Source organism: Duganella aquatilis (assembly GCF_009674565.1).
GTDB classification, from domain to species: domain Bacteria; phylum Pseudomonadota; class Gammaproteobacteria; order Burkholderiales; family Burkholderiaceae_D; genus Rugamonas; species Rugamonas aquatilis.
This window is the reverse complement of the sequence record NZ_WKJL01000052.1, coordinates 1-9,969: the sequence shown is the minus strand read 5'-3', so window position 1 is coordinate 9,969 and position 9,969 is coordinate 1. Positions and strand designations below refer to the sequence as shown.

General features: G+C 65.3%; 7 protein-coding genes. All 7 read left to right on the top strand.

The annotated features are described in order from the left end of the window. Positions 1–2,518: ATP-binding protein (locus tag GJ698_RS29860; RefSeq protein ID WP_154361494.1), on the top strand; the 2,518-nt coding region annotated here is incomplete at its 5' end. 137 nt (positions 2,519–2,655) lie between these two features. Then, positions 2,656–3,582: an ornithine carbamoyltransferase gene (gene argF, locus GJ698_RS29855; RefSeq protein WP_154361493.1), complete on the top strand. Its 927-nt coding sequence runs from the start codon at positions 2,656–2,658 to the stop codon at positions 3,580–3,582. A 24-nt stretch (positions 3,583–3,606) separates the two neighbouring features. Then, the gene (locus GJ698_RS29850) at positions 3,607–4,839 is read left to right on the top strand and encodes an argininosuccinate synthase (RefSeq protein WP_154361492.1); all 1,233 of its coding nucleotides are present in this window, start codon (positions 3,607–3,609) and stop codon (positions 4,837–4,839) included. A gap of 94 nt (positions 4,840–4,933) precedes the next feature. Continuing rightward, entirely contained in the window at positions 4,934–6,727 is a 1,794-nt protein-coding gene (locus GJ698_RS29845; protein ID WP_154361491.1) for a methyl-accepting chemotaxis protein, read from the top strand. A gap of 68 nt (positions 6,728–6,795) precedes the next feature. Further along, complete coding sequence (locus GJ698_RS29840) at positions 6,796–8,613, top strand: methyl-accepting chemotaxis protein (RefSeq protein WP_154361490.1); 1,818 nt, start codon at positions 6,796–6,798, stop codon at positions 8,611–8,613. Between the two features lie 13 nt (positions 8,614–8,626). Further along, a complete protein-coding gene (locus GJ698_RS29835) occupies positions 8,627–9,094 on the top strand; it encodes a chemotaxis protein CheW (protein WP_154361489.1) in 468 nt (155 codons plus the stop codon). Continuing rightward, positions 9,091–9,969, top strand: an 879-nt coding sequence (locus tag GJ698_RS29830) for a CheR family methyltransferase (RefSeq protein WP_154361488.1), incomplete at its 3' end; no start/stop codon positions are given. The genes GJ698_RS29835 and GJ698_RS29830, both read left to right, overlap by 4 nt.

The window sequence follows — 9,969 nt, the reverse complement described above, 5'->3', positions numbered from 1 at the left end:
CCACGCCGGCCGCGCCGACGCCCACTGGCTGCGCGCCTGGATCGCCATCGACAGCGGCGACCACGCGCGCGCCGAACAGGAACTGGAACGGATGGCGGCCATCGCCCGCGACGCCGGCGACAGCCGCCGCTGCGCCATCGCCGACGCCGTCAATGCCCGCTGGGCCGTGCTGCGCGACCTGAGCAGCGCGCAGCAGCGCTGGTCGCAGCGCTTCACGGCCGAGGAAGAGGAGCAGACCGGCGTCGCCAGCTGGATCTACGACTACTACGGCCTGGCCGCCAGCCAGGTCAGCGACTTCGGCGCCGCCGCCGGCCACTACCTGCACTGCTACGAGGCGGCGCTGGAAACCGGCCAGATGCGCATGGCGATCACCGCCGCCATCAACATCGGCCTCGATTTCACCACCCTCAACGACCACCACGCGGCGCTGGAGTGGATGGAAACGGCGCTCGACCTGGCGCGCCCCACCGGCTGGCCGCGCAGCATCGGCGCCTGCCTGACGCACACCGCCGACACCATGCGCCGCCTGGGCCGGCTGGACGCCACCGCCGAACTGCTGCAGGAGGCGGTGCAGATCCTGGCGCCGCTGTCCGGCGCGCGCAGCTACGCCACCGCGCTGCAATACCTGGGCGACCTGTCGCTGGACCAGGGCGAGTACCCGGCCGCGCTGGACGCCTTCCGCAAGCTCGAAGCGCGCGGCGACGCGCTGGGGCACGCCGACTTCCAGAGCATCGCGCGGCGCGGCCAGGCGCACGCGCTGTGCTTCCTCGACCGGCCGCAGGAAGCCATGGCCGCCGCCCAGCGCGCGGCCGAACTGGCGCAGGGACAGGCCGACCGCTACAACCATGTCGCCGCGCTGCGCGTGATCTCGCTGATCCACCTGCGCCACCAGCTGCCGGCGCCGGCCGGCATGACCGAGCCAAACGCCACGCTGCACTTCCTGCACCAGGCGCTGGCGGCGGCAGGCCATATCAACGGCTACACGCTGCCGGCCGACCTGCACGACGCGCTGGCGCGCGAGTACGCCCACATCGGCGACTACCGCAAGGCCTACGAGGCGGCGCAGGAAGCGGCCACCGCGCGCGAAAAGACCCACAGCCAGGACGCCACCAACCGCGCCATCGCCATGCAGGTGCAGCACCAGACCGAGAACGCGCGCGCCGAAGGCTTCCACCACCGCGAGCTGGCGGCGTCCGAGGCGCGCCGCATCGACCTGCTGCAGCAGACCAAGGCCACGCTGGAGCGCCTGTCCGCCATCGGCCAGGAGATCACCACCCACCTCGACGCCGGCGCCGTGTTCCAGGCGCTGAACCGCCACGTGCAGGCGCTGCTGCCGGCGAATTCGCTGGCGATCTATATGTGCGATCCGGGCTGCGACACCATCAGCCGCGTGTTCGGCATCGAGAACGGCCAGCCGCTGGCCAGCAACACCATCGAGATCGACAACCCGCGCGCCAACGCCGCCCGCAGCCTGCGCGAGCGCACCGAAATCTACGTCGCCAACGCCGGCCCGGACGACATCTTCCTGGCTCCCGGCACCCAGCTGATGGCCAGCGCGCTGTACGTGCCGCTGCTGGTGGGGGAACGCATCCTCGGCGTGATGACGGTGCAGAGCACCCGCGCCAACGCCTACGGCGAGCGCGAACGCCTGATCTTCCGCACGCTGTGCGCCTACGGCGCCATCGCGCTGGACAACGCCGAAGCCTACCGCCAGCTGAAGGACGCGCAGACGCAGCTGGTGTCGCAGGAAAAGCTGGCGGCGCTGGGGGCGCTGATGGCCGGCGTGGCGCACGAACTGAATACGCCGATCGGCAACAGCCTGCTGATCGCCAGCACGCTGCTGCAAAAAACCGAGGAGCTGGAACAGCAGATGAACGGCTCCGGCCTGAAACGCTCGTCGCTGGCCACTTACCTGGAAGACGCCCGCAAGGCGCACGAACTGGTGATGCGCGGCCTGACCAGCGCTGCCAACCTGGTCAACAGCTTCAAGCAGGTGGCGGTGGACCGCACCACCGAGCAGCGCCGCGAATTCAACCTGTGGCAGGTGTCGCAGGAGGTGATCGCCACCATGATGAACCGCATCCGCGCCGCCAACCACCGCATCGAGCTGGAAATGCCGGATTCGATAGTGCTCGACAGCTATCCCGGCCCCTACGGCCAGGTGATCGCCAACTTCATCAACAACGCGCTGCTGCACGCGTTTGCGCGCGAAGGCAGCGGCAGCATGTGGCTGCGCGCCCACACGCCGGTGGACGGCCGGGTGCAGGTGACGTTCCGCGACAACGGCAGCGGCATCGCGCCGGAGCACATGTCGCGCATCTTCGATCCCTTCTTCACCACCAAGCTGGGACAGGGCGGCAGCGGCCTGGGACTGTCGATCAGCTACAACATTGTCACATCGCTCATGGGCGGCCTGGTCACCGTCCACAGCTCGCGCGAAGGCACCACCTTCACCCTCGATCTCCCGCTGACGGCGCCGGAGAACAAGCTGCCCTCCACCACCCACATCTACCACTAGCCGCCTTGCCCGCCAAGGCCTCGCTAAGTGCCTGTATAGACAGGATAATCTGCGGTAATTAGCCCTACTCGCCGAATTGCCTTTATAATTGTTCGGCTAAGCCATAGCCATCTGTCAGTTGTCAGCTAGTTGTCATTATGCCTACCCAAAAACCGATCAAGCATTACCTGCAGTTTTCCGACCTCACGCTGGAAGAGTATGAGTACGTCATCGAACGCGCGCACCTCATCAAGCGCAAGTTCAAGAACTACGAGATCTACCACCCGCTGATCGACCGCACGCTGGTCATGGTCTTCGAAAAGAATTCGACCCGCACCCGCCTCTCGTTCGAGGCCGGCATGCATCAATTGGGCGGCGCCGCCATCTACCTGAACACGCGCGACTCCCAGCTGGGCCGCGGCGAGCCGGTGGAAGACGCCGGCCAGGTCATGAGCCGCATGTGCGACATCATCATGGTGCGCACCTTCGGCCAGGACATCATCGAGCGTTTCGCCGCCCATTCGCGCGTGCCGGTGATTAATGGCCTGACCAATGAACACCACCCGTGCCAGGTGTTTGCCGACATCTTCACCTACTACGAGCACCGCGGCTCGATCACCGGCAAGACGGTGGCCTGGGTGGGCGACGCCAACAACATGCTGTACTCGTGGCTGCAGGCGGCCGAAGTATTCGGCTTCCATGTCAACGTGTCGACGCCGAAGGGCTACGACATGGACATGTCGCTGGTCTCGACCGACCGCTTTACCTTCTTCGACAATCCGTCCGACGCCTGCCAGGGCGCGCACCTGGTCAATACCGACGTCTGGACCAGCATGGGCTACGAAGAGGAAAACGCCGCCCGCCTGAAAGCCTTCGACGGCTGGATCGTCGACAGCGCCAAGATGGCGCGCGCCGCGCCGGACGCGCTGTTCATGCACTGCCTGCCCGCCCACCGCGGCGAGGAAGTCTCGGCCGACGTCATCGACGGCCCGCAGTCGGTGGTCTGGGACGAGGCGGAAAACCGCCTGCACATCCAGAAGGCATTGATCGAGTACCTGCTGCTCGGTCGCATCGATACACAATAAATTCAACACACACTTGGAACTAGCATGAGCGACATTAAAAAAGTAGTCCTCGCCTACTCGGGCGGCCTCGATACCTCCGTCATTCTGAAATGGCTGCAGGATAACTACCAATGCGAAATCGTCACCTTCACCGCCGACCTGGGCCAGGGGGAAGAGCTGGAGCCGGCGCGCGCCAAGGCGCTCAAGTTCGGCATCAAGCCTGAGAACATCTACATCGACGACGTGCGCGAAGAATTCGTGCGCGACTTCGTGTTCCCGATGTTCCGCGCCAACACCGTGTACGAAGGCGAATACCTGCTGGGCACCTCGATCGCCCGTCCGCTGATCGCCAAGCGCCTGATCGAAATCGCCAACGAGACCGGCGCCGACGCCATCTCGCACGGCGCCACCGGCAAGGGCAACGACCAGGTGCGCTTCGAGCTGGGCGCCTACGCGCTGAAGCCAGGCGTCAAAGTGATCGCGCCATGGCGCGAGTGGGACCTGCTGTCGCGCGAAAAACTGCTGAAGTACGCGGAAGACGCAGGCATCGCCATCGACATGAAACACAAGAACGGCGGCGCGCCGTACTCGATGGACGCCAACCTGCTGCACATTTCCTTCGAAGGCCGTCACCTGGAAAACCCGAGCGCCGAAGCCGAGGAATCGATGTGGCGCTGGACCGTCAGCCCTGAACAGGCGCCGAACGAAGCCGAGTACCTGGACATCGAATACGAAAAAGGCGACATCGTCGCCCTGAACGGCGTGCGCATGTCGCCAGCCACCGTGCTGACCGAACTGAATCGCCTGGGCGGCAAGCATGGCATCGGCCGTCTCGACCTGGTGGAAAACCGCTACGTCGGCATGAAGTCGCGCGGCTGCTACGAAACCCCGGGCGGCGCGATCATGCTGAAGGCGCACCGCGCCATCGAATCGATCACGCTGGACCGCGAAGTGGCGCACCTGAAGGACGACCTGATGCCGCGCTACGCCTCGATGATCTACAACGGCTACTGGTGGGCGCCGGAGCGCGTCGCGCTGCAAACCCTGATCGACCACACCCAGTCCACCGTCAACGGCTGGGTGCGCGTCAAGCTGTACAAGGGCAATGTGATCGTCGTCTCGCGCGATTCGAAGACCGACTCCCTGTTTGATATGAACATCGCCACCTTCGACGAAGACGGCGGCGCCTACAACCAGGCCGACGCCGGCGGTTTCATCAAGCTGAACGCGCTGCGCATGCGCATCGCCGCCAACGCACGCCTGAAGCGCGGTCAATAAGACCCGCTTTCACCGCGTGATAGAAATGGCCGCTCGCTGAGCGGCCATTTTTTTGATACATTGGCTCAACGTCCTGATCGGGAGTGGAACCAGCATGTTCAAAAACCTCAGTATCAAGAAAAAACTCGCGACGGGATTCGGCGCCATCGTCGTCATCATCGTCATCCTGCTGGCCATGGCCTACTCCAACTTCACCAAGCTTTCCACCGCCAGCGGGTGGGACCGGCACACGCTGCAAGTGCTGCTGGAAGCGAACCAGATCGAAACCGCCATGGTGCAGATCCAGAGCTCCACGCGCGGCTTCCTGCTCACCGGCGACGACAACGCCATCCGCCAGGTGGCGGCCGAAGAAGAGACCATGCGCCAGCACCTGGCGCAAATCACCAGGCTCACCGCCGACAACCCCGCCCAGCAGGCGCGCCTGCAGCGGCTGACGCCCTTCCTCAACAACTGGATCGACAAGGTCATCAACCCGCAACTGGAGAAGCGCCGCAGCGGCCCGCAGTCGGTGGAGGCCAGCGAGGTGCGGAACGGCACCCGCACCATCGCCGACGCCCGCGGCATCATCAAGGAAATCAGCGACGAGGAATCGCGCCTGCTGACCGAACGCACCAGGATCTCCAGCGACCTGTCGCAATCGATGATGATGCTGCTGGTGGTGGGCGGCAGCGTATGCACGGTGCTGGCCCTGATCATCGGCGCGCTGCTGCTGCAAGCGCTGGGCGGCCCGATCGGCCGGCTGGCGGCGGTGGTCGACCGCATCGCCCACGGTGACCAGGGCGCACGCGTGGAAGTCGAGTCGCGCGATGAACTGGGCCAGGTGTCGATCGCCTTCAACCAGATGGCGCAATCGATCCAGGACAACCAGGAGAAGGAGCAGGCGGCCACCAACCTGCTCAAGTCCAAGGTCGATTCCCTGCTCGGCGTGGTCTCCAAGGCGGCGCAGGGCGACATGACCGGCAAGATCGAAGTGCGCGGCAGTGACGCCATCGGCCAGCTGGCCGATGGGCTGGACCGCATGTTCGACAATCTGCGCGCGCTGATCAACGACGTGCAGAAGGCCGGCATCCAGGTCACCACCTCGGCCACCGAAATCGCCGCCTCGGCCAAGCAGCAGGAAGCCACCGGCGTCGAACAGGCGCAGACCAGCGTCGAAATCCTCAGCACCACCAAGGAGATCTCGGCCAACATCACGGAGCTGGTCAAGACCATGGAGGAAGCCACCTCGGTGGCCGACTACACCACCCACGCCACCGCCGACGCCCAGAACAACCTGAAACGCATGGACGGCACCATGCAGACCATGGTCACCGCCACCGACTCGATCAACGCCAAGCTGGCGGCCTTGTCGGAAAAAGCTAGCAACATCAACAGCGTTCTGATTACAATCACCAAAGTGGCCGACCAGACCAATATCCTGTCGCTGAACGCCGCCATCGAGGCCGAAAAGGCCGGCGAGGCGGGACGCGGCTTCTCGGTCGTCGCCACGGAAATCCGCAGGCTGGCAGACCAAACCTCCGTCTCCACCTGGGACATCGAACAGATGCTCAAGGAAATGCAGTCCGCCGTCTCCGCCAGCGTGATGGGCATGGACAAATTCTCCGAAGAGATCCGCCGCAGCGTCGGCGAAGTGCGCCAGGTGACCAATCAACTGTCCGGCGTGATGGACCAGGTTCAAAAACTGGCGCCACAGTTCGACCAGGTACTACAGGGCATGCAGTCCCAAGCCGTCGGCGCTGCCCAGATCAACGAAACCATGATGCAGTTGAACGACGCCACCCAGCAAACCGTGGAATCGCTTAAATCGACCAGCGAAGCGGTCCACCAGTTGCAGTATGCGGCGGGCGGGCTGCAGACCAGCGTCGCCACCTTCTCGGTGGCGGCCTGATTTCACAAATACGGCCGGTGTGGGACAATGCCGCTAGCAATCTGGTACCCGCCAGCCCTGGAGAAAAAATGTTTAACGACTTGAGCATCAAGAAGAAGCTGTACCTCAGTTTTAGCACCATTCTGGCCATCATCCTGGTGTTGTTATCCATCGCTTACAACCGCTTCAGCAGCCTGTCGGAGGCCAACGCGTGGGACCGGCACACGATGGACGTGATCCAGGCCATCGACGTGCTGCGCAACGACCTGCTGCAAGTGCAGGTGGAGGCGCGCGGCTACTACCTGACCGGCTCCGAACAGCGCCTGGAACGCACGCGCAAGGAAATGGACGACCTGCCGGCCTCCATCGGCGAACTGCAGAAGCTCACCGCCGACAATCCGGTCCAGGTCACCCGCTTCAGGAAGCTGGAAGACATGATCCGGGTCTGGAGCGGTGAAGTCATCACCTCCCAGCTCAAGATGCGCCAGGAAATGGGCGACAAGCCCGGCGCCGCCGACGCCATGGGCCGCACGCCGCAACTGGCCAACGCCACCAGCTCCGGCATCGCCGCGATCTACAAATTCATGGACGACGCCGCGGCCGAAGAGAAGCGCCTGCTGGTCGAGCGCTCGCGCGCTTCCGAGCAGCTGCAGGAATCGATGCGCATGATCCTCACCGGCGGCGGCGTGGTGTGCGTGGTGCTGTCGCTGGGCGTGGCCTGGCTGCTGGTGCGCGCCCTGCTGTCGCCATTGAACAACCTGACGCAGGCCGTCAACCGCATCGCCGCCGGCGACCAGTCGGCGCGCGCCGAGGTGCTGTCGGCCGATGAACTGGGCGAGGTGTCGACGGAATTCAACCGCATGGCGCAGTCGATCCAGGACAGCCAGGCCAACGAGCTGGCCGCCACCAACCTGCTCAAGTCCAAGGTGGACTCGCTGCTGGGCGTGGTGAGCAAGGCAGCCTCCGGCGACCTGACCGGCAAGATCGAAGTGCATGGCGACGACGCCATCGGCAAGCTGGCCAATGGCCTGGACCGCATGTTCGAGAACCTGCGCGCGCTGCTGAACAATGTGCAGAAGGCCGGCATCCAGGTCACCACCTCGGCCACCGAGATCGCCGCCTCGGCCAAGCAGCAGGAAGCCACCGGCATCGAGCAGGCCCAGACCAGCGTCGAGATTCTCAGCACCACCAAGGAAATCTCCGCCAACACCTCGCAGCTGCTGAAGACCATGGAGGAAGCCACCTCGGTGGCCGACTACACCACCAGCGCCACCGCCGACGCCCAGAACAACCTGCGCCGCATGGACGGCACCATGCAGCACATGGTGGCGGCGACCGACTCGATCAACGCCAAGCTGGCGGCGCTGTCGGAGAAAGCCTCCAACATCAACAGTGTGCTGATCACCATCACCAAGGTGGCCGACCAGACCAACATCCTGTCGCTGAACGCCGCCATCGAGGCCGAGAAAGCCGGCGAAGCGGGCCGCGGCTTCTCCGTGGTGGCGACCGAGATCCGCCGCCTGGCCGACCAGACCTCGGTATCCACCTGGGACATCGAGCAGATGCTGAAGGAGATGCAGTCGGCGGTATCGGCCAGCGTGATGGGCATGGACAAATTCTCCGAAGAGATCCGCCGCAGCGTCGGCGAAGTGCGCCAGGTCACCGACCAGCTGTCCGGCGTGATGGACCAGGTGCAGAAACTGGCGCCGCAGTTCGACGTGGTGCTGCAAGGGATGCAGTCGCAGGCGGTGGGCGCGGAGCAGATCACCGCCACCATGATGCAGCTGAACGACGCTACCCAGCAGACGGTGGAATCGCTGAAGGCCACCAGCGAAGCGGTGCACCAGTTGCAGTACGCGGCGGGCGATCTGCAGACCAGCGTCGCCAACTTCGCAGTCGCGGTGTAAGCGGAGCACCGCGATGAAACTTCTCGTCTTCCACATCGGCGCCGACCGTTACGGCCTGCGCCTGCGCGATGTGGTGCGCGTGCTGCCGCTGCTGGAACTCAAGCAGCTGCCGCTGGCGCCGGACGCCGTGGCCGGCCTGATGGACCTGCACGGCGCCTCGGTGCCGGTGATCGACTTGTGCCGTGCCAGCGGTCTGCCCAGCGGTGAAGACCATTTCGACACCCGCATCATCGTCGCCGACTACGTGACGCCGGAAGGCGCGCACCACCAGCTTGGCCTGCGCGCCGAGCGCGTGCTGGGCGTGCAGGACGTGCGCGACGACCAGCTGGCCGACAGCGGCGTGCGCGCCGCGCCCTTCCTCGGCCAGGTGGCCAGCGACAGCCAGGGCATGCTGCAGCTGGTGGAGCTGGAACAGCTGCTGCCGGCCGAGCTGCGCGCGCTGCTGTTCCAATCGGCCGCCGCCACGGACAGCGCGCCATGACCACGCCCGCCCAAGCCCTGCTGCGCGCCGCCACCGGCCTGAATCTGTCCAAGTCGGTAGTCGACCGCGCCATCAAGAACCGCATGGAACAAACCGCCGTCGCCGACGCCGACGCCTACCTGCAGCAGATGACGCCGGAGGAAATGACGGCGCTGGTAGAACTGGTGGTGGTGCCGGAGTCCTGGTTCTACCGCGATCCGCAAGCCTTTTACGCCATGACCGATTTCGTCCGCACGCGCCTGGCCGCCGACAGCGGACGGCTGCTGCGCATCCTGTCGATTCCGTGCGCCGGCGGCGAAGAGCCGTACACCATGGCGATGGTGCTGACCGACGCCGGCATCCCGCCGCAGAACTTCATCATCGACGCCTTCGACATCAGCCCCACCTGCGTGGCGCGCGCCAAGAGCGGCATCTACGGCCGCAACGCCTTCCGCGCGCAGGACCTGGCGTTCCGCGACGTCCACTTCACCAGCGCCGGCGACGGCGACTACCGCGTCAACGATGCGATCCGCAAGCAGGTGCGCTTCAAGCAGGGCAACCTGCTGGAGTTCGACCTGAGCACGCGCACCGGCTACTACGACGTGGTGTTCTGCCGCAATCTGCTGATCTACTTCGACAAGCCGACCACCAAGGCCGCCATCGCCAAGCTGCGCGCGCTGCTGGCCGACGACGGCCAGCTGTTCGCCGGCTACGCGGAAGTGCCGTCGTTCTGCCAGCACGGCTTCACGCCGCTGTCGTACAACCAGGCCTTCGGACTGCTGAAGGACAGCGCGGTTGCGAAGCCGAAGTCGGCGCACGCGCCGCGCGCCGCCGTCAAACCGCCGCCACCGCGCGCCGCGCGCAGCATCGCGTCGCCGCCGTCGCTGCCGCCCGCG

Bases quoted from the DNA above. Each gene is read 5' to 3' on its own strand.
- argF (WP_154361493.1), top strand. From the start codon at position 2,656: ATGCCTACCCAAAAACCGATCAAGCATTACCTGCAGTTTTCCGACCTC.
- GJ698_RS29850 (WP_154361492.1), top strand. From the start codon at position 3,607: ATGAGCGACATTAAAAAAGTAGTCCTCGCCTACTCGGGCGGCCTCGAT.
- GJ698_RS29845 (WP_154361491.1), top strand. From the start codon at position 4,934: ATGTTCAAAAACCTCAGTATCAAGAAAAAACTCGCGACGGGATTCGGC.
- GJ698_RS29840 (WP_154361490.1), top strand. From the start codon at position 6,796: ATGTTTAACGACTTGAGCATCAAGAAGAAGCTGTACCTCAGTTTTAGC.
- GJ698_RS29835 (WP_154361489.1), top strand. From the start codon at position 8,627: ATGAAACTTCTCGTCTTCCACATCGGCGCCGACCGTTACGGCCTGCGC.